This window comes from Actinokineospora baliensis (assembly GCF_016907695.1).
GTDB lineage: Bacteria > Actinomycetota > Actinomycetes > Mycobacteriales > Pseudonocardiaceae > Actinokineospora > Actinokineospora baliensis.
This window is the reverse complement of sequence record NZ_JAFBCK010000001.1, coordinates 1623460-1649176: the sequence shown is the minus strand read 5'-3', so window position 1 is coordinate 1649176 and position 25717 is coordinate 1623460. Positions and strand designations below refer to the sequence as shown.

General features: G+C 69.7%; 24 protein-coding genes and 1 pseudogene. 16 read left to right on the top strand and 9 right to left on the bottom strand.

The features are described 5' to 3' along the window. Both JOD54_RS07780 and JOD54_RS07775 read left to right on the top strand, forming a co-directional pair. On the top strand, positions 1-978 hold the full coding sequence (locus JOD54_RS07780; RefSeq protein WP_204449883.1) for a prephenate dehydrogenase: 978 nt from the start codon (positions 1-3) through the stop codon (positions 976-978). A 69-nt stretch (positions 979-1047) separates the two neighbouring features. Further along, positions 1048-3045, top strand: coding sequence for a fibronectin type III domain-containing protein (locus JOD54_RS07775; RefSeq protein ID WP_204449882.1), 1998 nt, complete (start codon positions 1048-1050; stop codon positions 3043-3045). Here the strand turns inward: JOD54_RS07775 and JOD54_RS07770 are convergent. From JOD54_RS07770 to JOD54_RS07750, 5 genes are all read right to left on the bottom strand, one after another. Then, positions 3042-3671 (bottom strand): putative glycolipid-binding domain-containing protein, encoded by a 630-nt coding sequence (locus JOD54_RS07770; protein WP_204449881.1) that lies wholly within the window; start codon positions 3669-3671, stop codon positions 3042-3044. The genes JOD54_RS07775 and JOD54_RS07770 overlap by 4 nt on opposite strands. Beyond that, positions 3668-3868: an antitoxin gene (locus tag JOD54_RS07765; protein ID WP_204449880.1), complete on the bottom strand. Its 201-nt coding sequence runs from the start codon at positions 3866-3868 to the stop codon at positions 3668-3670. The genes JOD54_RS07770 and JOD54_RS07765 overlap by 4 nt, the downstream gene beginning before the upstream one ends. A 73-nt stretch (positions 3869-3941) precedes the next feature. Continuing rightward, positions 3942-5831, bottom strand: a complete 1890-nt coding sequence (locus JOD54_RS07760; protein ID WP_204449879.1) for an FUSC family protein — start codon at positions 5829-5831, stop codon at positions 3942-3944. A gap of 77 nt (positions 5832-5908) precedes the next feature. Then, positions 5909-7105, bottom strand: coding sequence for a thioester domain-containing protein (locus tag JOD54_RS07755; protein ID WP_204449878.1), 1197 nt, complete (start codon positions 7103-7105; stop codon positions 5909-5911). A 272-nt stretch (positions 7106-7377) separates the two neighbouring features. Continuing rightward, complete coding sequence (locus JOD54_RS07750; protein WP_204449877.1) at positions 7378-7605, bottom strand: hypothetical protein; 228 nt, start codon at positions 7603-7605, stop codon at positions 7378-7380. Between JOD54_RS07750 and JOD54_RS36150 the strand changes: the two are divergent. Both JOD54_RS36150 and JOD54_RS36145 read left to right on the top strand, forming a co-directional pair. Then, a pseudogene (locus JOD54_RS36150) lies at positions 7532-7816 on the top strand (DUF8017 domain-containing protein); the annotation flags it as partial. The gene JOD54_RS07750 and the pseudogene JOD54_RS36150 sit on opposite strands and share 74 nt — an antisense overlap. Next, positions 7759-8172: a DUF8017 domain-containing protein gene (locus JOD54_RS36145; protein ID WP_504739777.1), complete on the top strand. Its 414-nt coding sequence runs from the start codon at positions 7759-7761 to the stop codon at positions 8170-8172. The pseudogene JOD54_RS36150 and the gene JOD54_RS36145, both read left to right, overlap by 58 nt. Before the next feature lie 3 nt (positions 8173-8175). Here JOD54_RS36145 and JOD54_RS07740 read toward each other — a convergent pair whose 3' ends face one another. Continuing rightward, a complete protein-coding gene (locus tag JOD54_RS07740) occupies positions 8176-9843 on the bottom strand; it encodes a DUF885 domain-containing protein (RefSeq protein ID WP_204449875.1) in 1668 nt (555 codons plus the stop codon). A 133-nt stretch (positions 9844-9976) separates the two neighbouring features. Here JOD54_RS07740 and JOD54_RS07735 point away from each other — a divergent pair, with 133 nt between their 5' ends. After that, positions 9977-10429 (top strand): SRPBCC family protein, encoded by a 453-nt coding sequence (locus JOD54_RS07735; RefSeq protein ID WP_204449874.1) that lies wholly within the window; start codon positions 9977-9979, stop codon positions 10427-10429. Here the strand turns inward: JOD54_RS07735 and JOD54_RS07730 are convergent. Then, positions 10426-10878 carry a GbsR/MarR family transcriptional regulator gene (locus tag JOD54_RS07730; RefSeq protein ID WP_307859876.1) on the bottom strand — a complete coding sequence of 151 codons (453 nt, stop codon included), beginning with the start codon at positions 10876-10878 and terminating at the stop codon, positions 10426-10428. The two genes, JOD54_RS07735 and JOD54_RS07730, sit on opposite strands and share 4 nt — an antisense overlap. 83 nt (positions 10879-10961) lie before the next feature. Between JOD54_RS07730 and JOD54_RS07725 the strand changes: the two genes are divergently transcribed. After that, complete coding sequence (locus tag JOD54_RS07725) at positions 10962-11861, top strand: ABC transporter ATP-binding protein (RefSeq protein WP_204449873.1); 900 nt, start codon at positions 10962-10964, stop codon at positions 11859-11861. Beyond that, complete coding sequence (locus JOD54_RS07720) at positions 11858-13459, top strand: ABC transporter permease (RefSeq protein ID WP_204449872.1); 1602 nt, start codon at positions 11858-11860, stop codon at positions 13457-13459. Before JOD54_RS07725 ends, JOD54_RS07720 begins: the two co-directional genes overlap by 4 nt. A 64-nt stretch (positions 13460-13523) precedes the next feature. Here JOD54_RS07720 and JOD54_RS07715 read toward each other — a convergent pair whose 3' ends face one another. Beyond that, a complete protein-coding gene (locus tag JOD54_RS07715; RefSeq protein WP_204449871.1) occupies positions 13524-13715 on the bottom strand; it encodes a hypothetical protein in 192 nt (63 codons plus the stop codon). A 135-nt stretch (positions 13716-13850) separates the two neighbouring features. On the opposite strand from JOD54_RS07715, the gene JOD54_RS07710 reads away from it, so the two are divergent. From JOD54_RS07710 to JOD54_RS07695, 4 genes are all read left to right on the top strand, one after another. Then, positions 13851-15101: an MFS transporter gene (locus JOD54_RS07710; RefSeq protein ID WP_307859875.1), complete on the top strand. Its 1251-nt coding sequence runs from the start codon at positions 13851-13853 to the stop codon at positions 15099-15101. Between the two features lie 171 nt (positions 15102-15272). Beyond that, positions 15273-15488: a hypothetical protein gene (locus JOD54_RS07705; RefSeq protein ID WP_204449869.1), complete on the top strand. Its 216-nt coding sequence runs from the start codon at positions 15273-15275 to the stop codon at positions 15486-15488. Positions 15489-15557: 69 nt separating this feature from the next. Further along, the gene (locus JOD54_RS07700) at positions 15558-16034 is read left to right on the top strand and encodes a hypothetical protein (RefSeq protein WP_204449868.1); all 477 of its coding nucleotides are present in this window, start codon (positions 15558-15560) and stop codon (positions 16032-16034) included. Between the two features lie 343 nt (positions 16035-16377). Next, complete coding sequence (locus tag JOD54_RS07695) at positions 16378-18300, top strand: family 20 glycosylhydrolase (protein WP_204449867.1); 1923 nt, start codon at positions 16378-16380, stop codon at positions 18298-18300. A 48-nt stretch (positions 18301-18348) separates the two neighbouring features. On the opposite strand, the gene lepB is transcribed toward JOD54_RS07695, so the two are convergent. Beyond that, complete coding sequence (gene lepB, locus JOD54_RS07690; protein ID WP_204449866.1) at positions 18349-19041, bottom strand: signal peptidase I; 693 nt, start codon at positions 19039-19041, stop codon at positions 18349-18351. 429 nt (positions 19042-19470) lie between these two features. Between lepB and JOD54_RS07685 the strand changes: the two genes are divergently transcribed. From JOD54_RS07685 to JOD54_RS07665, 5 genes are all read left to right on the top strand, one after another. Next, positions 19471-20184 carry a Crp/Fnr family transcriptional regulator gene (locus JOD54_RS07685; RefSeq protein WP_204449865.1) on the top strand — a complete coding sequence of 238 codons (714 nt, stop codon included), beginning with the start codon at positions 19471-19473 and terminating at the stop codon, positions 20182-20184. Positions 20185-20277: 93 nt separating this feature from the next. Continuing rightward, a complete protein-coding gene (locus JOD54_RS07680) occupies positions 20278-21051 on the top strand; it encodes a hypothetical protein (RefSeq protein WP_204449864.1) in 774 nt (257 codons plus the stop codon). Beyond that, the gene (locus JOD54_RS07675) at positions 21048-23078 is read left to right on the top strand and encodes a hypothetical protein (RefSeq protein WP_204449863.1); all 2031 of its coding nucleotides are present in this window, start codon (positions 21048-21050) and stop codon (positions 23076-23078) included. Before JOD54_RS07680 ends, JOD54_RS07675 begins: the two co-directional genes overlap by 4 nt. A gap of 11 nt (positions 23079-23089) precedes the next feature. Continuing rightward, on the top strand, positions 23090-24292 hold the full coding sequence (locus JOD54_RS07670) for a coiled-coil domain-containing protein (RefSeq protein WP_204449862.1): 1203 nt from the start codon (positions 23090-23092) through the stop codon (positions 24290-24292). After that, entirely contained in the window at positions 24282-25679 is a 1398-nt protein-coding gene (locus tag JOD54_RS07665; protein ID WP_204449861.1) for a DUF4407 domain-containing protein, read from the top strand. Before JOD54_RS07670 ends, JOD54_RS07665 begins: the two co-directional genes overlap by 11 nt. Positions 25680-25717: the final 38 nt, after the last annotated feature.

The following is a 25717-nucleotide window of genomic DNA, read 5'->3' as shown; positions in this document are numbered from 1 at the left end:
ATGCGATCGGTGTGCGTGGTCGGGCTGGGACTCATCGGCGGTTCCGTCTTGCGGGCGGCAGCGGCGGCCGGACGGGACGTGTGGGGTGCGACGGGGTCGAACGCGGACGCGCAAAGCGCGATCGCGGAGGGCTTCACCGTCGTCGACGTGGACACGGCCTTGCGCCGGGCCGCGGCGGAGGACGCCTTGGTGGTGATCGCTGTGCCCCTACCCGCCGTCGACGGCATCCTCCGCAAGGTGGGCGATCTAGCTCCGGAGTGCCTGCTGACGGACGTGGTGAGCGTCAAGGGCCCTGTTGCCGAGGCGGTCGCCAAGTACGCGCCGTCGACGAGGTTCGCGGGAGGCCACCCGATGGCAGGTAAGTCTGTCTCGGGTTGGGAGGCCAGTTCAGCGGCTCTGTTCGAGGATGCCGCCTGGGTGGTCACTGCGGACGAGGAAACCAGCCTGCCCGCGTGGCGTGAGGCCGCCCAACTGGCGCTGGACTGCGGCGCGGGCGTAGTGCCGACAACGACGCAAGAGCACGATGCGGCGGTGGCACGGATCTCGCACCTCCCCCACGTCATGGCAGCGGTCTTGGCCGCGTGTGGGGCCGATGGCGGGCCTCTTGCGATGGCTCTGGCGGCTGGCTCGTTCAGCGACGGGACCCGGGTGGCGGGCAGCAGGCCCGAGTTGGTGCTGGCGATGTGCGAGGGCAACCGGCCCGCGCTGTTGGACGCCGTCGACGATGCCCTGGGCAGGCTCGGCGCGGCCAGGGGTGCGTTGGCGTCAACCGGCTCGCTGGGCGCGACCGTGCACTCCGGCCACGCAGGCCGGGTCACCTTCGACGGCTACCGCACGGCAGGCCGGGCGCAGGCGATGGTGGACCTGGCGGGCGCGGATCCGATGGAGGAACTGCGCCTGGTCGGCACCCGCGGCGGACGCGTGACCGGGTTCGACGGCGACATGGCCGTGGTGAACCTGCCCGTACTGCCGGACTGAGGGCCAGGCCGAGGTATCGGCTCGGCAACGAACCTTTGGGAGTCCGGTCCGGGCGCCTAGGTTGGGCCGGTGGATCACCCGGAGCCCTTGCCCGCCCCGGTTCCCCCCAACCGGGCGCGCCGGATCGCGGCCATCGCCGCGGGCTTGGCCGTGCTCGTGGGAGCGGTCCTCCTGCTGCGCACGCCGCCGGAGGAGGACGCTGGGCCGACAACTCCTCCGGTTCCACCACCGCAGACCGCTGTGAAGCAGTTCGCGGCGGACGGGGTCGTGGTGCCCACCCCTGGCGGGAAGCCCGAGCCGCCTTCGCTGATCTCCATCAGCGCGGGCCCCCAGCGGCTGAAGGTCCGGTGGCTGTCCGATCAGACGAAGACCACCGCGGGCTACGACGTGCGGTGGGGCCGTATGGGGACGATGGAGTACTCCCGGTTGGTGGCACTGCCGTCGATACAACTGGACGGCTTGGACAACAACACGGCCTACGACATAGAGGTCCGCGCAGTCGACTCTTACGGCCAGAGGTCCGCACCCACGAAGGCGACAGGTACGCCGCAAGAGACCACCGACGACCCACCCTGGTCGTTCAACGACCGGTTCACCTCACGGGTGGTCCCGGACCCGGCCAAGTGGCAACTGGCCAGCTCCAACGGCTGCGGCAAAGCCACCAGCGGCGAGGGCGAGGACGGGCGGCGCCTGGTCATCAGCGCCAAATGCGGAACGGATCCGGTGGCCCTGCGGGCGCGGCCCCTCTTCACGCTGCGCGATACCCCAGTCAACGGCGAGTACGGCAGGTTCGTCGTGGAGACCGACCACGTCGGTCTCGGCGGCATCCTGACCCTGGACTTGGTACCAGGACCCGCCGACCTGATCGGTGGCCCCACCGCCGACAAGTTGGCGCCCAACCCCTCGGGTAGCGCTGCTGACGATCCCGCACTTCCGCCCGGTGCCATCCGGGTGTGGATAGCGGCCCAAGGGGACTCGACCACCGATGTGGGGGTCCTGGTCGCTCCTGGAACACCGCGCAATGCGAGAGGCAGCGCCGTCGGGTCGACCATGCCGCCCGAGATCGGGGTCTCGGTCCGCTGGGAGGTCGTCTTCACCGAAGCGGGCATCCAAGTGCTGCAGAACGGCTCTCTGGTTGGCGCTGCCAATGTTCTTCCGGCATGGCGTGAGGCCACGGCGCTCGTGGGGTTCGTAGGCGCACGGGGCAGCACCTACGCGGCGGTCAGCCTGGTGGGGTTCATCGGAGCGCCTACGACTGTCCCGACTCTCGTAGTGCCGCCGCCCGTGGACGCGGGCCGTGTTGTGGTCCCACCCGAGGCCACGTTGATCACCTCGGCTACCGGCACTCGCCTAAGCGGGAACAAGGGCGCGCAGGTTCGCGCGGTGTTGGTTCCGCAGAACAGGCCCGGCGACGCGACCGCAGACACCTTCAGCATCGAGGTCGGCGGTGCCATCTTCCCCGCACGACCTGCCGTCCCTGGTCAGCCGATGTCACGAGGGGTGCGCTACCCGATCGTCGCCGACGTCCCACCTGAAGCACTCGTACTAGGCGATGACGGTAAGACCCTGCCGCTTCAGGTGCGCGGGCCTCTTCATAGAGGTCAAGCAGCGACGGCTGTCGTCAACGTCGCTCTCGAGCTAACCGCGCCTGATGGCGCCGTGTCACCAGCGGCTGGCAGCGGTACTGACGTTCCCCTTCCCAGGCCCAAACCCGCGCTTCCCGAGCCGGGGATCACCTTCTTCGCCGCTGCGGGGAACTTGATCCAAGAGGGCGCGAACGTCCCCCGCGGCCGGATGGTGATCGAGGTCAGCACCGACGGCTTCGTCGGGCAACAGGTGGCCGGGCGCCTGGCGGGTACCGCGGGCGTCGAGGTCCGGCTGGACGGGCAACGGATCGCCGGTATTCCCACCATCGTCGACGGGCCGGGGGTGGGGGGTCGGTGGACGATCGCGCTGCCCAACGGCGGCCTCAAGGCAGGCAGGCACACCTTCGAGGTGAAGGTGCTCGGGACCGACGAGACCGCCATCCCGGCATTGGCCTACGCGTCGTTCCAGCTCGCGGACTAGACGCGCGTCGCGACGCCCGGGTAGTCCACTACGACGCCGTCGGAGTCCACCTTGAGTTCCGTGCTGAACTCGCCCTGGGTGAACGCGATGACTGCCCCGTGCTCGTCGACCGAGATCGTCCTATAGGTCTGGTCGACCAGTCGAACCTGCAGATCCGGCAGCGACACGTGCACCACCGGGATCGCGAACTCACCGGGGGTGCGGTGCAGCCCCAGCCGCCGGATCGGCAAGGTGACGAAGGTGATGGCGCCTGCCACGTGCACCGTCACCGAGCCGCCGAAGTGGTCGCGCGTGGAGGTGTTGCCGTGGTCGACGAGCCAAGTGCCGTCCTCGGCCCGGCTCAACGAGATCTGCCGCTCCTGCTCCGCGGTGGTGGTGCGGAGCAGGAGCCTGCCCGCTTCCTCACCTCGGTCGACGGCGGCTTCGTAAGAGGCGCTGTACGCCTCGGCCCCGGTCGAGCGGTCCGCGGCCACGATGAGCCTGCCCGAAGCGCGGACCCGGCCGTCGGCGAGCAGCAACCGCACCGACTCCAGCGAGGTGGGCTCGGTGCCGTGCCAGGTGACGACGGTGGGGTTGCGCAGCCGGGCCGCGTGCTCCACCCGCTCGGTCGAGGTCGGTGAGCTCACGCCTGGTCGCCCTGGTTCTGCGGCTTGTCCGGGATGAGGTCCTGGATCTTGTCGACGACGGCGTCGACCTGCGACTCGTGGCCGAACTTGCCCTTGACCAGCTCGCCCGCCTTCTCGACGCCCTGCTCGATCTTGTCCCCGTGCTGCTCGACCAGGCTCTCCGCCTGCTGCCTGAGCTGGTTGAAGTCGATGCCCATCGCTACTCCTCACGCCAGGTTCGAAGGTTACCCAACCGATCCAGCAGTGCCCACTGCCAAACAATCAAGATACCTACTCCGCCCCCGGCGCTCGACGGCCGCCCGCCAATGCCGGCCCGCGCAGGGTGGCGTTCACCGAGGTCAGCTCGCCGACGACCCGCTCGAGCCGGTCGTCGTCGGGCAGCGTGGGCCGCTTGGGGGACCGCTGCCCGCGCACCGCCTTCGCCGCCTCCCTGATCGCGGCGGCCAAGACCCTGGTGTCGTGTTCGCCGATCGGCTCGGCGCCCCGGTCGACCGCGACGGCGACCTCGGTGACGGCGTCGGTGAGCCGCTCCAGGCCGATGATGACCGGCCACCAGGCAGCAGCGACGCGACCGGCGGCCGTGGGCTCGACCAGCGACTGCTGAAAGGCGGTGCGGAGGTCTGAGAGGGCCCGGTATGCCTGCCTGCGGAGGGTGGACTTCTCGTCGGCCTGCCCAGTCAGGGCGTGGTGGAGGTACTCGGCGATGGTGTCGAGGGTCGCTGCCAGGTCTTCCCCCACCCTGGGGCGGCGGGCGCCCGGCCAGAGCAGGTAGCCCGCGATGAGGACGATGGCGCAGCCGATCACGGTGTCGAGCAGCCGCGCAGCGACCAGGCTCCACTCGCCTGCCTGCGCTATGTCGAGTTGGACGAGCACCAGGGGCGTGACGAAGACGCTGAACATGCCGTAGTTGCGCACCTGGCCCACAGGTAGCGCGGCCGCCGCGAGGGCCATCAAGCCCACGAGCACCCAACTGGGCGGAGAGATCGCGAGCACCCCTGCTCCAAGCAGCACGCCTATTGCGGTGCCTATGCCGCGTAGGACGGCTCTGCCGAACACGGAGCCGAAGTCGGGCTTCAGCACGATCGCCACTGTCAGCGTTACCCAGTACGCGTGCTCTAGGTCCAAGAGCCGCCCAACTGCCACAGCGAGCCCTACGCAAAGCATGAGGCGTAGTACGACCATCCAGGTACGGCGACCGAGGAGGACGCCCACGTCGATCCGCTCGCTGTCTTGGCGTCGGTCCGTGTCGCCGTCGCTGCGGCGGAACTCGGCGACCGCCCTGAGGCCCGCGTGGAGCTGGGCGACCGCGCGACTATCCCCGGCCAATTCCGGCGGCTCGGCCAGCGGCTCGCGGACACGGATTCGGTAGGCGGCGTCCAGGAGGTAGGTGACGTACTCAGGCGGTGCCTGCCGCTTGGCGTTGACCATGGCGACCGCGGCCTCGATCACCGGCGTGGTCTCGGTGAGCAGCACGAACAGCCGCCGGTACGACCTGTCGCGGCCCGCTAGGTGCGAGCGGACGGTGAACAGCGCGTCGTAGGCAGCGTTGAGCGTGTCAGTCAGGTCGCGGCGGGCCTGCCGGGCCGCGGCGGTGCCGGAGGCGGCCAGCATGACCGCGATCTGGTCATAGACCGCCGCAACGGCCGCGCGCTCGTGCGCAGCACCCCGAACCGGCCACGCCGCGAGAGACAGCAGCAACGCGACCGCGGCCCCCAGGCCGAAGCACCGGGCTGCCAGCCACGGGTCAGCGGTCTGCCCGGTGCCAAGAACCGCGAACACGAGCAGCTGGAGACCAGCCATCGAGGCATTGCTGCCTATAGCGCTCACCAGAGCAGACACGCCCGCGATCAGGATCAGAAACCAGGCTCCTGAGCTGCCTAGATACGCGCCAGCCAGGTACCCGGAGACACCTGCGACGGCGGCCCAGCCGGTGCGGTGAAACCTATAGGGATAGGGGCCGTCTATATCCGCGAACACGACGCAGAGGGCACCTAGAGACACCAGTACGCCCAGGTCTATGCGGCCGAAGGCGAGCCCCACAGCGACCGGGCCAGCTATAGAGGCGGCAGCGCGCAGCCCCCGCTTCCAGGGGATCGGCGCGGGCTGCTGGCTCAACAGGCCCCGCAGCCAGTGCGGTGCCGCCACGTCGTCGCTGCTCACGCCTCTGACGGTAAGCGGTCGGGAAACGACGACGCCCTCCCGGGCGGACCCGGGAGGGCGTCGTTCAGATCAGGCTCTTAGGCAGCGCGGCGGCGGTGCCGGGCGTAGAGCAGAGCGCCTGCGCCACCACCGAGCAGGCCGAGACCGACCAGCGCGGGCACCAGGATCGAGGCGCCGGTGTCCGGCAGGCCCGGGCTGGGCTGCGGGATCGGGGCGACCGTGGTGGTCGTGGTCGGCGGGACCGTGGTGGTCGGCGGGGTGGTCTCGGTGGTCGACGACGGCGGGGTGGTCGGGCGGGCCTTCCAGTCCGCCTTGGCCTCCGCGGTCAGCGGCTTGGTCTCCGAACCGGCCACGATCAGCGGCTGGGCCTCCTCGCCCGCGGCGGTCTTGCCGGTGAACAGGCGGCCGACCTCGCGCTTGGGCGAGTCACCCGAGATCTTGATCCCACCGTTGCCCGCGGCGGTGCCCGGCGGCACCTTCACGTAGAACTCGGTGCCGTTCTTGATGTCACCAGCGGCCAGCACCTTGCCCTGGGCGTCGGTGACCTCGACACCGTCGGGCAGGGTGTCCTCGAGCTTGGTGACGGTGCCGTTGGTGGTCACCTTGAACGGGCCGATCAGCGTGCCGACCTCGCCGGACAGTGTCGAAGGGGAGACCTTCAGGTCGCCGACGACCCACTCGTCGATGCCGGTGTTGTCGGTCCCGGTGAGGTAGTCGTAGAGGGCGAGCACGTCCTTGTCGGAGTCGTGGTTGCCGCGCTGGACCGGCTCGTCGCGGTCGAGGTCGACGCCGTCGCTGAAGTGCCAGAGCGCCGCCTGGGTGGCCGAGATGGCCTCCTCGAGCTCGATGCCGTCGGCGTTGGTGTCGAGGCCGAGGTCGTTGAGCTGGGTCAGCGACAGGTTCGGGTAGCCGTGGTGCAGCACCCAGTTGATCTTCTTGGCGTTCGCCTTGAACGGCGAGGTCGCGTCCGGGTAGTCACCCCAGGGGACCTCGGACATCACGTCGGGCTCGAAGCTCCAGTCGATGTCGGCGCCGACGCAGTACACCGCGAGCTTGGAGCCGTCGGAGAGGGTGAGCCGGAACAGGTACGGGGTGAGGTCCTCGTGCCCCGCGACACCCGGCTTGACCAGCCGGACCACGAAGCCGGTGTCCTCCGCCGTCGTCGGCTGCAACGTGCCGGTGACCTTGTCGGCCGACGCGGGCGAGACGGCGAGCGCCCCCGCGACCGCGGCGAACGACACAGCGGCCGCGGCCACCTTCCAACGACTCCCCATGACTCTCCTTCGCGCACCGAACGGACGAACCGGCAATGGCTGGATGCGGCCTCGGCCCGACCCGGTCCGCCGCCACCGACGTGCATAAAGATCGACTCACTCGTTCGAGTCGAAATCGACACGTCGGCGTGGGCGGACTCTACTAAGCGCTCATTTACTCCCACTCGTCAGGGTGGGTTTGAGTCCAAAGTGTTGCCGAACGTTCACATGGGACGGTGACGACTACGCGGAGAGTAACCAGTTGAAATGGCAATTCCCCGGTCGAACTGCGGCTAGGGTCGCCGCGTGACCGGCTGGCAGGACGACCGGGAGCGGCGGACACCCCGACTCCCCGTGGCGCTCAGCGTCGTCGCGATCGTCGCCGCGGTCGCGACGGTCGTGGTGTTGGCGCTGGTCAACCGCTCTCCGGGTGGCGCACCCGACGACGTGGCGGTGGTGTCCACCACAACCGCGCGCCCGTCGAGCCCCACAACGCGGCCGACCACCCGAACAACCCGCACGTCAACGCGGACACCCGCCCCCGGTCGCGTGATCGATAATCCGGCAGCGCACCTGACGTACCGGGTTCCGGCGGACTGGCGAGTCGACGCGACGGCGAAACCGACCGTTTCCGGGGTCGACTTCAGCGGCACCGCGGCCTATGGCGGGTACAACTGCGGCGGCACCGGCTACAGCAGGGCGTTCGCCGCCAGCGCGACCGCGCAGAACCCGACCGACAAAGATCTCACGGCGGAGAAACCGCGACCACGTTCACGTCCGCATTCGGTCGCACGTACTTCCCCGGCGCGACGGTCGCGGCCCCGCAGGTACGGCCGGTCGAGGTGGACGGCAAGAAGGGGGTCGTGGCCACGGCCAGGGTCGCCAGCAAGCCCACCGACCCCGCGTGCGCGTCGAGCGAGGGCGAGGTCGCGGTCCTGTGCGTCGACCTGGACAACGCCACCGCCACCCGCCCGCGCGGCTACGCCCTGCTGGTCGTCGCCGCCGACCTCACCGGCGGCCCGGCGACACCCGCGCCGCTGACCGAGGCGGCGGTCGACTCGATCCTCGGCACCGCCCGCCTCAGGTAACCGTCAGACGCCCGTCCAGGCGGTGACGACCTCGTCGAGGACCTTGAGCGGCAGCGGGCCGCCGCACAGGACCAGGTCGTGGAACGCGCGGATGTCGAACCGGTCGCCCAGCCTGGCCTCCGCCTCGGCGCGGACCCGCTGGATCTCGAGCCTGCCGACCATGTACGACAACGCCTGGCCCGGGTAGGCGATGTAGCGGTCGACCTCGTTGCCGATCTCCAGCGCGGACAGCGGGGTGTTCGCGCGCAGGTAGTCGACGGCCTGCTCGCGGCTCCAGCCCTTGGCGTGCAGACCGGTGTCCACCACGAGCCTGCCCGCGCGCATGGAGTCCATGGCGAGCATCCCGAAGCGGGCGACGTCGTCGGAGTAGAGGCCCATCTCCTCCGCGAGGCGCTCGGTGTAGAGGCCCCACCCCTCGGCGTAGGCGTTGACGTCGGCGAGCCTGCGCAGCAGCGGCAGATCCGAGAGCTCCATGGCGATGGTGAGCTGGAAGTGGTGGCCGGGGACCGCCTCGTGGAACGCCGTGACCTCGGCCAGGAACCTGTCGCGCTCGTGAGCGCGGTCGGTGTTGGCGTAGTAGACGCCGGGGCGCAGGCCGTCGAGGGACGGCTGCATGTAGTACGCGGCGGGGCCACCAGGCGCCTCGGCGGCGGGAACGGGTTCGACCCGGCAGCGCTGCCCGGGCAACCGGCCGAACCAGCGCGGCGCGGCCTCTTCGGCTCGCTCAATGGCGGCCCTGGCGTGCTCTAGGAGCTCGTCGGCGTCGCGCCAGCGCAGCGCGGGGTCGGTGATGAGCCGCTGGAAGACCTCAGCTTGGTCTGAGACGCCGAAGACGCGAGACCCCAGCTCGGCGTACTCCTCGCGTAGGTTCGCGATGATGTCCAGACCGGTCTGGTGCAGCTGCTCCGGTGTGCGGTCCGTGGTGGTGTGCACGCGCGATAGAGCTGCGTAAGCCTCGTCGCCACCCGGCAACGCACAGAGGCCAGGACGGTCCTCAGGCCTACCGTGCTGGGCGATCTCGTCGATCAGCAGTGACCTATAGGCCGCGAAGGCGGGACGGACAACGTCAGCGACCACGCGCTCGCGTTCAGCGGCGAACCCGTTGTCGTCTCCCGCCAACTGCTGCGCGAGCAGCGGATCCGCGGTGAGCCCCGCACCCAGGTAGCGGTCGAGGTGGGCAACGGCCGAGTCGACCAGCTTGCGCACCGGCACCCGACCCGCGGCGATCCCGGCGCGGTGGCGCTCGGCGACCTGCTCGAGGTGCTCGGGGACCTGGCGCAACCGGCTCAGGTAGGCCTGACCGCGCTCGGCGTCGGGGAGCACCACCATCGGCAGGAAGGTCAACAGCGAGGCCGCCGGGCCCACGAAGATGTCGCTGATCGTGTACTCGACCATCCGGGCGTCGACCTTGTCGACGATCGCCTCGGCCTGCTGGGCGATGACCTTGGCGGTGACGGCGTTCTCCGCGCTGACCGCCTCGACCAGGTGGGCGCGCGCGGCGATGTCGACAGCGGCGGCGCGCTGGGCGATCGCCGTACCCTCGGTGGCGTCGGCGAGCCGGTCGTCGTAGCCGGGGACGCCGAGCAGGGTCGCCCCGAGCGGCTCGGCGGTCAACTGCAGGTCCAACAGCTCGTCGGCGAGCGCGAGCACGCGGTCGTCGGCAGTCGTCATGCCCGGCCCCACTTCCGTCCATCGGTCGCCACGGGCTCCTCGCCCGGTGGTCATTCGCCTGGTGGGCAGGCTACGCCGAAACCGGGGTGGAACGATTGCCCCCGTCCACAGCCCCGACACCGGGAGACCGCCCATGGTCGAGCGCCAGCGCACCTTCGCCTTCGAGATCAGCACGAGCAGCAGCGCCAACGCGTCCACCCTGTTCGCCTTGGTCTCCGACGGCAACCGGTGGTCGGAATGGGCGCGCCCGGTGGTGGTGGAGTCGTTCATGGAGCGTGAGGGCGATCCCGCTCCCGGCGGCGTCGGCGCCGTGCGGGTCCTGGGGCGCAAGCCGGTCCTCGTGCGGGAGGAGACCGTCGAGTACGAACAGGACCGCAGGCACGCCTATGTGCTGCGGTCCGCGTCGCCGGTCCGGGACTATAGGGGCGAAGTCACCCTCGTTCCCCGCGATGGTGGCGGCACCGACCTGGTGTGGCGGATCAGCTTCGTCGAGCGTGTCCCTGGCACCGGCTCGGTCCTACGCGCGGGATTGCGCACCTTCATCCAGGATCTGGCCAAGAGGCTGGTCCAGGCCGCCGAGCGCTAGCGCTGCGCGCGCCACCTGTCGAGCATCTCGTCCATCTCTTGGCGCAAGAACTCGAAGAACCGGTTGCTCGTTGCCATCCGCTTGCCTGCGGGGCTGTCTTCGCCGAGCAGCTTGGCGCCGTCGGCCATGGCCGATGACCAGGCGCTAAGCACCTTGTCGCGGTTCATGATGGCTTCGTACCAGGCATCGTCGGGCACGGCGTAGTGGTCGCGGCGCTGACCTGGGTCGCGGCCACGGGTAATCATGCCCACGTGCTCCAGGTAGCGCACAGCACCGGAGATGGCCGCTGGGCTCACCTGCAGCGCTTGGGCCAACTCGGTCGCGCTCGCCTTGCCCGAGTCGTTGACCAGCAGCCGGGTGAACACCCGGGCGGGCATCCTCGGCATGCCCGCGTCCGACAGGAGCAGCGCGAACCGCTCGACGTAGTGCGCCACCGGGTCGTCTGTCACGGCCTCACCCTTCCGATAGACATCACAACGCTAGCGCGTTCGGAACGTTCACAAAGTTGTGAACCAAGAGTACGTTGCGAATCATGACAACGGCAATCTCGGTGTCCGGCCTGGTCAAGACCTTCGGTCGGACCCGCGCGCTGGACGGCCTCGACCTGACGGTCGAGACCGGGGAGGTCCACGGCTTCCTCGGCCCCAACGGCGCGGGCAAGTCCACCACCATTCGAGTGCTGCTCGGCCTTCTGCGCGCCGACGCGGGCACCACCACGCTGCTCGGCGGCGACCCGTGGCGCGACGCCACCGACCTGCACCGCCGCCTCGCCTATGTGCCCGGTGACGTCTCGCTGTGGCCGAACCTGTCCGGCGGCGAGGTCATCGACCTGCTCGGCAGACTGCGCGGCGGGCTCGACCAGCGCCGACGCGCGGAGCTGCTGGAGCGGTTCGACCTGGACCCGCGCAAGAAGGGCCGCACCTACTCCAAGGGCAACCGGCAGAAGGTGGCCCTGGTCGCCGCCCTCGCCTCTGACATCGAGCTGCTCGTCCTGGACGAGCCGACGTCCGGGCTCGACCCGTTGATGGAGTCGGTCTTCCAAGAGTGCGTGCGCGAGGAGCGCGACCGCGGTCGCACGGTTCTCCTGTCGAGCCACATCTTGGCCGAGGTCGAGACCCTGTGCGACAGGGTCAGCATCATCCGCGCCGGTACGACCGTCGAGACGGGAACTCTTAGCGAGCTTCGGCACCTCACGCGCACGAGCATCAGCGCGGAGCTGGCGAGCCCGCCCAACGGGATCGCTCAACTCCCGGGTGTGCACGACGTGGTCGTAGAGGGCAACCGGGTCAAGTTCGATGTCGACACCCGCGACCTCGACACCGCACTACGCGCGCTCACCGAGTCGGGCGTCCGCTCACTGACCAGCCAACCGCCGACGCTGGAAGAGCTGTTCCTACGGCACTACCAAGACGAGCCGGTAGGCACCCGATGACCGGGATAGCCGGGACGTGGCCTCTTATCCGGCTCGCGCTGCGCCGCGACCGGGTCATCCTCCCGATCTGGATCGTGGTCTTGAGCGTGATCCCTGGGTCGACGGTGTCCGCCTACGAACAGCTCTACCCCACTGCGGCTGCCCGAGCGTCTCTTAACGCAGGCACGGGAAGCAATCCGTCGGTCGCCGTCCTCTACGGACCGGCCTTTGACCTGTCGACGCCTGGCGGCTGGAGCGCGTGGCGGTACGGCTCGTTCCTGGCGCTGTTCATCGGACTCTTCGCGATCTTCACGGTCACCCGGCACACACGCGCAGAAGAGGACTCAGGGCGGCTAGAGCTACTGGGATCCGCCGTAGTGGGCAGGTATGCCGCTCTTACGGCAGGCATGGTGATCGCTGGAGCTTCCAGCCTCCTCATAGGAGTGTTGATCGCCGCAGGCATGGCTGGCGCCGGTTTGCCTGCCGCAGGGGCGTTCACGCTAGGGCTGGCCATCGCCGGTACGGGCCTAGTGTTCACCGCGATCGCCGGGGTGACCGCGCAGCTCACCGAGTACTCCCGGTCAGCCAATGGCATAGCCACCACCATCCTCGGTGCAGCCTTCTTGCTGCGCGCGCTAGGCGACTCGACACCGTCCGCGAGTTGGGTGTCGTGGCTGTCGCCCTTGGCGTGGCCGCAACAAGCTAGGCCGTTCGTAGCCGACAAGTGGTGGGTTTTCCTGCTGGCTACAGGTGTCGCCGCTGTCATCGCCGCAGTCGCCTACCGACTGGTGCCGCTAAGAGACATCGGCGCGGGGCTCTGGCCCTCGCGGCCCGGTCCGGCTTCCGCGCCCAAGTCACTGTCGAGCCCGTGGGGACTGGCGTGGCGGCTGCAACGCGGATCGCTGCTGGGGTGGACGGCCGCCGTTGTCGTCATGGGCGTCATCTTCGGCGCGATCGCCGACGGCATTGGCGGGCTCGTCGGAGACAGCGAACAGGTCAAGCAGATCATGGAACGGATGGGCGGCACCCAGGGACTCGTGGACGCCTACTTGTCCGCGATCATCGGCCTCTTCGGGATGCTCGGCGCTGTCTATGCGGTGCAAGCTGCCCTACGAATGCGGTCGGAAGAGACGGCAACACACGCGGAATCAGTACTCGCGACCGCGGTGGGGCGCGCTCAATGGGCCGGTAGTCACCTGGCTTTCGCGGTACTCGGCCCCGTAGTGCTCCTAGCGGCATCCGGACTGTCCGCTGGTCTTGCGCACGGTCTACGCGCGGGCGATATCGGGCACCAGCTTTCCCACACACTCGCGGCCTCTATGGCGCAATTGCCTGCGGTGTGGGTGGTCGCCGGTATCGCAGCGTTGCTGTACGGCGCTTGGCCGAAGCTGGCGGTTGCGGGCTCGTGGACCGTAGTCGCGGTGGCAGTGCTGCTCGCGTTGTACGGCCCGGTCATCGGTCTGGCACAGGCCGTACTAGACGTGTCACCGTTCGTGCACGTGCCCAAGCTGCAACCCGGGACCGAGTTCGTGGCGACGCCCTTGTTCTGGCTGACCGGCGTCGCAGTGGTCGCGGTGGCGGCAGGTTTGACCACGTTCCGCCGCCGCGACATCGGCTGAGGGTCGGTAAGGCAACGGAGGTGGCGGAGGCCGGGTAGCTACCCGGCCTCCGTGCCGTCCAGCCCTAGACCCGGCCGGAGTCGGCCTCCACAGGCAGGTTCGCCAGTTCCCTGACGATGCGTTGGGCCAGTTCAAGCCCAGCGGCCTGACCATCCCGGTAAGACTCGTCGGCAGTCAGGACGCGGGCGTCCCGCTCCGCCTCGGCGAGCTTGGCGAGCAACGCGGTGACCTCGATGGCGTCGAGCGGTTCGGACATCGGCGGTTCCTTAGCTAGTGCGGGTGACCACCCCCACGTACCCAGCGGGGGGCCTGCCCTGACAGGGGTTAGCCCGATTGAGGCGAACCGGCCTATAGTTCGCAGGGCTAAGCAATGCGAGGAAGGCGGGCGAGGGTGGCAGCGACAGGGCAACGGCCATCCGCGCTACCCCGCGAGGTGTGGGTCATCGTCGCGGCGAACTTCATCATCGCCGTCGGGTTCGGCCTGGTGGCGCCCGCGTTGCCCAGCTTCGCCCGCAGCTTCGACGTCAGCGTCACCGCGGCGTCCATCGTGGTCAGCGCCTTCGCCGTGACCCGCCTCGCGTTCGCACCTGTCAGTGGCAGGCTCGTCACCCGACTCGGTGAACGCAAGGTGTACCTAACGGGTCTGACCATCGTCGCGGTCACCACCGGTGCCTGCGCTTTCGCCACGCACTACTGGCAACTCGTCGCCCTACGCGCACTCGGCGGCACGGGGTCGACGATGTTCACAGTCTCCGGAATCGCGCTGCTCATCCACTTGACGCCATCTGACGTGCGCGGCAAGGCGTCAGGCCTCTGGGGGACGAGTTTCCTGCTGGGCAACGTGGCTGGGCCATTGGTCGGCGGTGGACTGATCGGCATCTCGTTGCGCGCGCCGTTCCTCGTCTACGCGACCGCGCTCATGGTCGCTGTTGGCACGGTGTGGCTGTTCCTGCGCAAGTCCACCCTGATCACGCCGGCAAGCCATGACACCGCGCCGGTCATGCCACTGCGAGAGGCACTGCGCAACAGCGGTTACACGGCCGCGTTGACCTCCAGCTTTGTCAATGGTTGGGCTGTCTTCGGGGTGCGTGTCTCCCTGGTGCCGTTGTTCATCACAGAAGTCCTGCACCGGGATGGCACCTTCGCCGGGACCGCGCTATCGGTGTTCGCCGCGGGCAACGTGGTGATGTTGCTGGTGTCGGGGCGGTTGTCGGACCGCTGGGGTCGCAAGCCGCTCATCCTGGTCGGGCTGGTGGTTTCCGCGGGCGGGACCATCTGGTTCGGTTTCACCGAGACGGTCGGCGAGTTCCTGGTCGCGACCGTCGTCGCCGGTCTGGGCACCGGGATGCTGACCCCGCCGCAACAGGCCGTCGTGGCCGACGTGATGGGCAAATCCCGTGGTGGGCAGGTGCTCGCGACCTTCCAGATGGCCGCCGACGTCGGTGCCATCCTGGGTCCGGTTGTCGCGGGTGTGCTGGCGGACCGGCTTTCTTTCGGCTCGGCTTTCCTGGTGACCGGGGCGATGGCCGTGGTCGCGGCCCTGGTCTGGCTGCCTGCCAGGGAAACGCTCAACCGCGCCGCGAATGACGAGGCACTCGCCGAAGTCACCGACGCCGAGCGACCGCGCGAGGCCGCTCAGTAGCCGTTCGGGGGAACGGTTGGTCACATTGCGTCGGCAGATTGCTCCGTTGGGGCGGATTCCTCCCGACCAGGTGGCCAAAGTGGGTCGCTCGGCTGCGCTGCGGTGCTTCAGGTGGGAGTCTTTGAGGTACCCCACCCAGCGGGTGCACAACGGCTGATGCGGAGTGGTCCTATGGCTACCGCACTGTGGATCGTTGCCGCGGTGGTCGCCGTAGCGGTCATCGTCTGGCGATTGCGCCGCGCCAACACCACACTTGAGACGATTCTTCGTGAGGAGCGCGAACGCACCGAGCCCGTCGAACCAGCGGACGACGAGGGCCCAGAAGCGCAGGCGGTGGAACCGGAAGATCGGCCGCACTCGGTCGGCAGGCAGCACTGGCGGCACTGAACAAGTCACCCGATCAGGGCTGTGGACAACTTTCTCCACGATTCCCGAGAAGTCCTTACCTTTGCCTGCATGACATTCAACCTGGAATACACCAGCACACGGCAGGACATCAGCTACACGCTGACCGTGACGGCGGATGCCGACGGCGACCTCGCCATCGACGTCAGCGGCAAGGGTGACGACGGCACCCTGCTCGCACAAGGGAACCTGCGGCTACCGCCGGGCGGCGCCGCGGAGGCGGCGAAGCTGCTGCGCGAGTCCTTGGTCGCGATCGCAGCCCTGGACACCAAGCGCCGCACCACCGGCAACGCCAACCAGCCGTGGTCGGCCGAACAGGACACGACGTTGCGCGAGGCCTGGCTGGCGCACCCGCCCACCAAGCAAGCGGCGGAAGCCATCCGCGAGCTGGCCGAGCAACGACAGCGCTCGGTCGCGGCGATCCGCGCCCGCCTACCCAGGGTCGGCTGCGATCCGGACGTCACCGGCAGGCTGCTGACCGAGACGTCAGCGGCCCTGGTCGGCCGAGACGCGGTCGTCACGTCCTGACCGGGCGCGGGCGGACCCGGCCTGCCGCGCCGAGTGGCGCGGCAGGCGTGGAGACCACTCCGAACGGCATTGGTCTCGACGAGGTCTACCCGCTGTTCCCCCATCCACCCGCTCGCCGCGCCCAGTTGTCCGGGCGCGGCGAGCCAACCATCCACTTGGGACTTGCAGTTCCAGCGAGCTCTAACTCTTGCCGTCCGACACCGAACCCGGTCGACGCGCGGTCGGGGCACGGCGCCGCCGGGGGGTGGGTCGGCGTTCCTCGCTGCTTGGGTGATTGACGGATCTTGATCGAACTTCTTATGGTCTAGACCATATGTCCGACTTTTGTGCTGGGAGGGATCACATGCGGAGGACATGGCGCGTGGTGGTGGTGACGGCGGTGGCGCTGCTGGCGGTACCGGCCGCCGCGGCACCGGCGGCGCCGGTCGCGACCGTCGAGCCCGGGGTGCAGCGGTTGCTGCCCCGGCCGGTGGCGGCAGTGGCGACCGGGCGCAGCCCGTTCACGTTGACCGAGGACAGCGGCATCGTCGCGCGGGGTGCGGCCAGACCGGTCGCCGAGTACCTCGCCGACCTGCTGCGCCCGGCGACCGGGTACCGGCTGCCGATCACCGGCGGGCGTCCCGGGCGCGGCGACATCGTGCTGGACCTCGGCCGCGGCAAGGCCCCGGAGGGCCACGCCGCCGAGGGGTACCGGCTGGTCACCGACGAGCGCGCGGCGACCATCTCCGCCGACACCCCGGCGGGCCTGTTCAACGGCGTGCAGACCCTCCGGCAGCTGCTGCCCGCCTGGGTGGAGAGCGGGCGCAGGGTCGACGGGCCGTGGCGGGCGCAGGCCGCGGAGATCAGCGACTACCCCCGGTTCGGCTACCGGGGCGTCATGCTCGACGTGGCGCGCAGCTACCTGACCGTCGCCGAGGTCAAGCGCTACATCGACACCGCGGTGCTGTTCAAGGTCAACACCCTGCACCTGCACCTGACCGACGACCAGGCCTGGCGGATCGCGATCACCCAGCCCAGGGACAACCCCTCCGGCCTGGACTACGGCGCGCTCACCCGGGTCGGGTCGCTCGGCGGCGCCGACCGGTACGCCAACGGCACCCCGCTGGGCACCGGTCCGGCGATCCGCGGCTCCTACACCCAGCGCGACTACTCGGAGATCGTCGCGCACGCCCGGTCCCGGTTCGTCACGGTGGTGCCCGAGATCGACGGGCCCGGGCACACCAACGCCGCGCTGGCCTCGATCCCGAAGCTGAACCCGGACGGCGTCACCAAGCCGATGAACAACACCGCCGACGTCGGCTACTCGACGCTGGACGCCAACTCCCCGGTCACTTACGAGTTCCTGCGCACCGTGCTCGGCCAGATCGCCAAGCTCACCCCCGGCCCGTACCTGCACATCGGCGGGGACGAGGCGCTGGTGACCGGGCACGACAACTACCTGACCTACCTGCGCACCCTGCTGCCGGAGGTCGCCGCGCTCGGCAAGCTGCCGATGGGCTGGAACGAGTACGCCGCGGTCGACCTGCCGCCGGGCGCGGTGATCCACTTCTGGCGCGGCGCGACGCTCGCGGACACCCTCAAGCAGGTGGCCAGGGGCGCGAAGGTCGTCATGTCGCCCGCTGGCACCACCTACCTCGACCAGAAGTACGACCCGAGCAGCCCCATCGGCCTGAGTTGGGCCTGCCGCAACGCCTGCGACTTCGACCGCTACTACGACTGGGAGCCGGTGCGCGACGGGCTCACCGAGTCCGACGTCATCGGCGTCGCGGGCCCGCTGTGGTCGGAGACGATCCGCGGCCTGGCCCAGGCGGAATGGCTGAGCCACCCGCGCTTGGCGTCCATCGCGGAGATCGGCTGGACCCAGCGGTCCGCTCGCGACCTCACCGACTTCACCGCCCGCCTGGCGTCGCTGGGCAGCAGGCTCACCATCGCCGGGGTCAACTTCCGCCCCAGCCCCGCCGTCGCGTGGACCACCGACATCGACGCCCCCGACCAACGCGCCCGCACCCTGCGCGGTGAGGTGGCCCGCTTCACCGCCCCGACCGCCGCCACCCCCACCGCCGTCCTCGACCACGGCGACGGCACCACGGCCAACGCCACCGTCACCCCGACCACCCCCGCGGGCCCCTTAGCCGCCCCCGGCCTGTGGAAGGTCACAGCCGCCGAACACCGCTACGCCCGCCCCGGCACCTACCGGGCGACCCTCACCATCACCACCCCCACCGGCGTGGCCACCACCCGCTTCACCATCCGCACCCACCCCTAGAACCAGCGTCGGGGAGCCGTCCGCACGCGACTCCCCGACGCCTCCACCTCAGGCCTCCTGCACACTCGCCTTAGGCCGCTTGCGCCAGACCAACCCGACCACCAACCAGATCGCCCCCACCAGGGACACCCCGGTCCCCACCGCCAACCACCCCGACCGATCAGCCCGATCCACCGTCGGCTCCCCCGCCAACCCCGCCGCCGTGAACGCCTTCGTCGGCACAACCGGCTTCCCGTCGACCTCGACGACAACGCCTTTGACGTGGGAGAACGGGATAGCACCCTGGCTGGCGTAGATGCGGGAGTCCCGGGACAGGGACCGGTAGTCGCCCGCGACGAACACCGTGCCCGCGGGCACCTGGGCGTCGAACGGGCGGGCCATGCTCGGGTCCTCATCGAAGAGGTAGTCCTCGACAACCCGCTTCCCGTTGACCGTCAGGCCGCCGCCGCCGCCTGCCACGGCGTCCCCACCAACCGCGATCACGCGCTTGATCAGCAGTTGCTCACCGTCAGCCGGTTCGTCATCCGGCCACGCGCCCATGGCGAACACGATGATGTCCCCCCGCCGCACCTGATCACCCTCGATCTCCAACACCTTGATCGAGTCCCCCCGGGTCATCGTCGGCGCCATGGAGTCCGCAGTCTCCCGGTACCGCTCATACCCCGCAGCCGTGACGACCGCCCACCCCACAACAACCAGCCCCACCACGACAACCGCAGCGGGCACAACCCACCTGACCATCAAAGCTCCCCAGAAGTCCGCTCCTGTAGCGGTCCACAGCATTCCACCAGCACACCGCGGCCGTGCCAACACCTCCTGGCACGGTCAGGCCGTCCGCTCGGGACTCCGCCGATTGGTTCAAACGGCCTATCGCCATTCCGAATACCCGCCGTCGAATTCACGACGCCGCCGCCGCGAATTCCCGTCCGCGCGGAGTCTGATTCCGCACCAGTGCGGCTACCTGCGACAACCTTGCTCATGACAGCCGAAAAACGACCAGCGGTAATTCGACTTCTCAGATGTCCACGCACGGTCACCCTATTGCACCCGGTCGGCGCAATGTGATACCAAATCGCCCCATCACGAACGCCCCGACCGCTATCGGCAGCGTGTCCACGCCAGACGACGGGCAAGACTCAGGGCGAACGTGCCCGCAACAGGAGATCCCTGGTGGACGACACCGAACAACCGGGAACATGGCTGCCCGGCACCTTCCTCACCAGACTCGTCCGCGAGGACGCGGCCGAACTGCTCTCACTGGCACGCAAGCGAACCGCGACTGCGGGTGAGCTCCTGCTGACGCAAGGGCAACCGCGCACGGACGTGCTGCTGCTCGGCTCGTCCGATTCCGGCTCGTCGGCTTGCGTCAAGGTGACAGCGGTGGCCCGCAACGGCTGGGAGTCGTTGTTGGGCATCCGATTCGCAGGCGACGTGGTCGGCGAGATGGCAGCGCTCGGCGACGGTGCGCGCAGCGCGACCGTGACCGCGTGCGGTGACCTGGTCGTGCACGTCATGCCGCACAGGGACTTCTTCGACTTCCTCATGCGCCACCCGCTTGGCTGGGCAGCGCTGTGCGGGCTGATGGCCGAGCGACTCACCTGGGCCAACCGCAGGCGGCTCGACTTCATGGGCTACGACGTGCGGACCCGGTTGGCCAGGGTCTTGCTGGAACTGGCCGAACAGCACGGTCAGCGCACGGACCGGGGTGTCGAGTTGGGAGTCGAACTGACGCAGGAGGAGATGGGCAAGCTCATCGGAGCGCGGCCGGACTCAGTCGGTCAGGCGTGGCGCGCGCTCAAGGTCGAGGGCTTGGTCACGTCCCGACGGCGCGGGCTGCTGCTCTACGACGTCGACGCGCTGCGCGTGGCCGCGGGCGAGGACTGATCGCGCTGGTTCTGGATTTTTACAGGGTGTTCGGCGGACCAGCCGGACAGACTCCCCACATCCCTTCCCAACCCACCACACAGGAAGTCCACTGTGAGCGAAGAGTTCACCCGCCGGTCGCTGCTGTGCGTCGACGCGCGGAACTACAGCGGCGGCGACGACCGGCGGCAGCAAGACCTGCAGCGCCACCTCGACCAGTTGATGGGTGAGGCCGCTGCGGCCGCCGGTCTCGACCGCCGTGAGTGGAGCGTGCAGGAGCGCGGGGACGGCGAACTCGACGTCCTCCCGCTCGGCACCTCCGAGTCCAGGCTGATCGACGAGTTCCCCCGCGAACTGGCCCACCTGCTGCAGTTGCACAACCACGGCCGATCCGAGGAGACGCGGCTGCGCCTGCGGTTGTCGCTGCACCAGGGCATGGTCGGCCGGGGACCAGGGGGTTTCCCCGGCCAGGCCGTTGTCGCGGTAGCCCGCCTGGTCGACAGCCCCGCGGCCAAGGCGGCGCAGAACGCCATCCCGGCCGCGAACCTCGTGCTCGTCGTGTCGAACACCCTCTACTCGGACCTGGTCGCCCAGCGCCACACCAAGCGCCGCCCGGAGGAGTTCCGGCGGATCGACGTGCGGGTGAAGGAGTACACCGAAACCGCATGGCTGCACCTGCCCGAGTTCGACATCGGGCCACTCGACCTCGGTCCTGACGACCCGACCCCGCCCAGCCCGCCAGACGACCGGCCAGGCCCCGTTGACCACCGACCGCGTGCCGAGCCGGAGCCCGCCAGTGCCGCGCCGCCGTCGGTCGCCACCGTCGTGCACGGCGGGATCCGCAGCGACACCGCGATCTTCGGCAACAACTTCGGCCCGACCAGGTGACCGAGCTCAGGGGAGCACCCGCGGCCGCCGACCAGGGCACCCCCGACGAGCACAGGACCCCGGCGGACCCCCGGACAAGGTCGGAGACCTTCGACGGCGAGAACCTCGGCCCGCTGTTCAACAGCTTCCAGGGCGACGTCCACATCCAGCAGGCCGTCTTCGGAGCGAGCGGACCGGGCACCGCGTCGCCGCACCAGGCGACCGGGCGGGTCGACGACAAAGACATCCGCGGCGCACTCGAGCACTTCGTCCGCCCGGCGGTGTTCGACGTGGCGGCAACGCGACTGGTCGCCGACCAGATCGTGGTGCTGCGCGGTCGGCCGGGCATCGGACGGCGCTCGTCGGCGCTCGCGCTGCTCAGAGAGGTCACCGGGGACGCGCTGTTCATGCTCTCGCCACAGGTCACCCTTGCCGAGTTGTCCACTCGGGACTACAACGCGGGCTGCGGCTACCTGCTGCTGGACCGGCCCGCGAACCAAGAGGCGGGCGACTCCGACTTCGAGTGGTTGTTGGTGCGCGATCGGCTGCGCGCTCAAGGGGCGTTCCTCGTGGTCACCGGGTCCTCGGCGCGGGCGTGGGACGACAGCGGTGTCGCCCAGCTGGCCTGGGCAGCGCCCGATGCCGAACGGGTGCTGCGGGCCCGCTGGTCGGTGCCATGGCCACCCGACGAGGCCGAGTCCCTCGCCGAGGCGCTCGCCCGGATCGAGTTCGTGGCCGATGCCGTGGCCCTGGCGACCAGGTTGGCCGCGGGGGACTCGGTCGACTCAGCCACCGGTCACCTCGACTCGCGGTTGGCCAAGGAAGTGGCGCAGTGGTTCGACACGGGCCCGGACCGGACATCAGTGGCCACCCTCGCCGCGCTCGCGTTCACCACCGGCGCCGATGAGCGGACCCTGGAGTCCAGCACCGCTGTCCTCCTGCGCCACCTCGACCGGCACGTGCCCGAACCACCGGTGGAGGGTTCGGAGGGTGCGGGGCTCGCCCAGCACCGGCTGCTCTACAACAGGAACCCGCTCATCCGCCGGGTTCGGCTGCCGACGACCTTCGGCAGCCGCGGCGCCCTGGTGTTCGCCGACCCCGGACACCACCGCCATGTGGTCAACCAGTTGTGGACCAGGATGGGCGTTGCCTTCTGGGACGCCCTGCACGACTGCCTGCGCGATATCGTGGCGCTGGGGGACTTCTTCGAGCGCAGCACCGCGTTCGGTTTGGCCGTGTTCGCCTCGGCGGCGGTCGAGGAGGTCCTGCCGTTGCTCGTCGAGTGGTCGAGGGGCGAGCTCGGCAGCGCGGGGCAACGGGCCGCGGTGTACGCGCTGTGGTTCATGGCGCGCGACGACGCGCTGTCGGCCAGCGCGCTGCAGATCGCCACTGCCTGGTCGAAACAGGGCAACCCCGCACAGCGCTGGGTCGGCGCGACGGCGTTCGGCGGTCAGCTCGGCGCGCAGTACCCGCACGACGCGGTCAACGTGCTGTGGCAGATCAGCACGCAGCCGCACACCGTGACCGGCTCGGTGGAGCTGTTGTTCGGCAAGCTGTTCGCCACCCTCGTGCACAACGGCGGGGACGCGGAGTTCGTGCTCGCGCACCTGCGGGCCAAGCTCGACCGGTTCCCGCCGCTGGGCAGGCGCCCCGAACTGCGCCGGACGGCCGTGCGCTGCACCGCGGCCGTGCTCTCGGCGACTGACGCCACCTCCGGCCGGTACGCGTTCGTCAGCTTCCTCGACCACGCACCGGACCGGCTGCTGCTGGTGGCCCGGCTGTGGGCGGACGTGCTGCTGCACCGGCCGGAGCGGCAGAGCGGGATCCGGACGATGCGCGCCGCGCTGGAGAGCATGGGGCGGCACGAAGGTGATCCCCGGCCGCGCGCCGAAGCACTCGGCGCCGCCCTGTCCGCCCAGCTCGACGCCGCGGAGTTGGCCGCTCTGCGGCAGGACTTCGAGGCCTTCCTCGACCGCAAGGGCACCGGCATCGGCCCGATCGTGGCCGCGCTCCTGGCCGCCCTGCGCACCAATCCCTCGGACAAGTAGGAGAAGCAGCGATGGAACGGGGTTACCCGGTCGTCGTCGAACAGGAACTCAGGCCGGTCCAGGCCAAGTCGTTCCTCAAGCGCAAGCCCGTGGGCCGCGCGTGGGGTGAGGTGCCCCGGCCGAAGGCCAACGAGCAGCTGGTGTACCGCTCGGCGGGCACCTTCTTCCTCGACACCCAGGACTTGCCGTTGGACAGCGGTCGGGTGGTCAACGCGTCGCGGGTGTCGGTGGTGGACATGACCGGCAACGCCGAGGTCGTGCTGACGCTGGCTGTTCCCGCGCGGGACGCGGCCTCGTTCACCGTGCGGGTGACGTTCCTGTGCACGGTGACCGACGCGGTCGCCGTGGTCAGGGAGGGGGTGGTGGACGCCAGTGCCGCTCTCACCAGCTACCTCAAGGGGCACCACGGGCTCTACGAGCTCGGCCTGGACTTCACCCTCGACGACATCAACCTGGTGCGGCGCAAGGTGAACGCCCAGGTCCGCGCGTACTGGACGGTGGTGCCAGCGGAGATCATGGGCCTCGCCGTGGAGTTGGCCAGCGTCGAGGTGCTGACCCCGGAGGAGCTCGCCGGGTACGAGAACACCAAGCGCGTCGAGCAGCAGCAGCACCTGATCGAGCTTGCGCGGCTGGGCAACGAACAGGCGCTGATCGACCAGCGCACCCAGTTCGAACAGTCCCGCGAAGTGGTGCGCACCCACCACAGCAGCGACCTCAGCGCGGCGCGGCGGGAGCAGCAGCGCGCGGAGAAGGAGCACGCCGTCGAAGTGGCCGGTGGCGACGCCGTAAGCGCGCTCCAACTCGCCTACGCACTCGGTGAGATCACTGCCAAGGAACTCGGCGCGGAGCTGAGCACGATCCATGAGCGCGAACGCCAAGACCGGGCAGCCGAGTTGGAACAAGACCGCGCCGATCTGCGCGAGCGGATCGCGCACGACCGCGAGCTCGCGAAAATGCGTGCCGATACCGAGCGGGCGGACCGGGAGCAGGAGGCGCAGTGGCAGCGTCGCCGCGCCGAGCAGGAGTTCGACGCCCGGATCCGGATCATCGAGACCGTGGCCAAGCAGGGTCACATCGATGCGGTGAACCTGCAGCTGGACCAGGTGGTCAAGGCCTTGGTCGGGCCAGGCAGCGGCGCGCCGCGGCAGGCCATCGCCGAGCAGCCCGAGGACGAGGTCATCGACCCACCGGCGAGGGAAGACGATGCGCGCTGAGCCAAGCGACCTGGAACGCACCGACATCATCCCGCTGGTCACCGACCCGAGGCCGGTCCGGCACTCGCTGCGCAACGACGCCGCGGTCGACCTGTTCCGCCCGGTGCGGCCCAGCGGCGGCATTCCGCGGTTGCTGCGCAGGCTGGTCGGGGTGAGCGAGGACATCCTGGATTGGGTCCCGGAGGAGCGTCCCCGTTACACCCGGCTCGGTGCGATCGTGCTCAACACCGGCATCGTCGCCGCGGTGTCCATGGCGATGGCCGTTGGCAAGACAACCGGTGCGGGCTGGGCCACCGCCTGCGTGGTCGCGCTGATCTGGATGGCCGCCGTGGTCGTCATCGACAGCTGGCTCATCTCGAGCACTCACGGCTCCCGCCCCGGCTCGTGGCTGCGCTACCTGCCCCGGCTGGTGCTGTCCCTGCTGCTCGGCGTGGTGATCGCCGAACCGCTGGTGCTGTCGGTGTTCGGCACGTCCATCGAGAACGAGATCGGTGAGCACCGCAAAGCGGAGGTCGAGGCGTACGAGGGCCTCCTCAAACGGTGCAACCCCAGCTCGGGCCCGGCACCGGCCGACGCGGCGTGTGCGGGGGCGCTGGTCAACACCGGGGTGAACCCCGCTGCGACGGAAACGCAGTTGGCGCAGGCCACCCGGATCCGCGACGACCTGCGGACCAGCGTCGCCGCGATGGACCAGGAGTGGACGCGGCTCAACCAGCTGGCCATGAACGAGTGCACCGGCGTCCCCGGCCCCGGGACCACCGGGGTACCCGGCGTCGGCGGCGAGTGCAGGCGCAACCGAACCATCGCCGACGACTACCGGCGCGACCACGGCCTCGACCAGCGGCAGCGGGAACTGGCCGAGGCCCAGCACCAGGTCGAATCGCTGACCGGCGAACTCGCCGCCGCGCGCGACACGACTGAACGCGCCACCAGCACCGCCATCGCGGCGAAGGTCCAGGAGAAGCGGGCGAACCTCGACGGCAGCGGCATCCTGGACGAGTTCGAGGCACTGCAACGGTTGTCCGACCGGAGCACCATCGTGCTGTTGGCGCACTGGCTGCTGGCGGCGCTGCTGGTCGCCCTGGACTGCCTCCCGGTGCTGACCAAGATGATGAGCGGCAGCACCGCGTACGACCACCAGGTGCGCCACCAGTTGGCCACCGCCCGCAGGCTGCACGACGAGCACCTGGTCCTCAACGAGAAGCGCGACACCGTCGACCTCAGGGTCCACTCCCAGCGCCTGGACCAAAGGCTGAGGAACCGGATAGCCGACCTGGACGGTGCCGACCGCACCGCCAAAGCCCACCGCCGAATCGCCTACTCCGCCCAGATCAACCGCCTAGCCGCCACCCTGGAATCCCAATCCCTCCCCCACCCACCCAAGTAGCCCCCCCAGACCCACGTCCACCCACCGGCTGGACGTGG